Below are 657 nucleotides of genomic sequence, written 5' to 3'. Positions count from 1 at the left end.
CCCCTCCGCCGCCGCCGCCCCCGCCATCCACTCAGGGCTTCTTCACCCGGATGCCGGGCGAGCCGCCGCGCGCGTTCGCCGCGCTCTCGGGGTCGGGCAGCCTGCTGCAGGCGGCCTGCACCTGCACCACCACCAATCAAAACCAGGTCCAGTGTCTGGCGGGCGGCCGCTCGGTCGTCGGGCTCAATTGCACCCAGGACGACGCCAACGGCACGCGCAACGTGTTCTTCGGAGCCACCACCGCCTGCCATCTGAGCGGGTGCCGTGTTCCGTTCCCCAGCGTGAACAACACCACGCTGCGCGCCTGCGTCGCCGATCCCAACGAGATCGCCTGGAACAACGCCAACAGCCGCTGGTGCTCGTGGGTGCCGCGCACGACCTGGACCCAGTTCGATGCGATCGTGGGGCCCAACCTCAACTGCCCGATGCCGATGCTCGGCCTCTCCGGCGATCGCTCCCAGGTGATGGAAGCGCTGAACCGGCTCTCGCCGACGCCGGGCGGAACGCATGCCGACGTGGGTCTGCGCTGGGGCCTGCGCGCGCTGTCGCCCCGCACCGAATGGGCCAATTTCTTCGGCCTGTCCGGCGGATCGACGCCGGCCCCGGGCCCCTACGGAACGCCGGAAGTACGCAAGGTGATGATGCTCATCACCGACG

The 657-nt window shown here is 70.0% G+C and carries 1 protein-coding gene; it reads left to right on the top strand.

Features of this window, described 5'->3' with window-relative positions; translation table 11 throughout:
• Positions 1–50: 50 nt before the first annotated feature.
• The coding region (locus ACLD7X_RS17740) for a hypothetical protein (RefSeq protein ID WP_425625456.1) at positions 51–657 on the top strand (607 nt) is incomplete at its 3' end.

It is taken from the genome of Aphanothece microscopica RSMan92 (assembly GCF_046613545.2).
Taxonomy (GTDB): domain Bacteria; phylum Cyanobacteriota; class Cyanobacteriia; order PCC-6307; family Cyanobiaceae; genus NIES-981.
The sequence above is the reverse complement of the archived record's forward strand: the minus strand, read 5'-3'. Positions and strand labels throughout refer to the sequence as shown.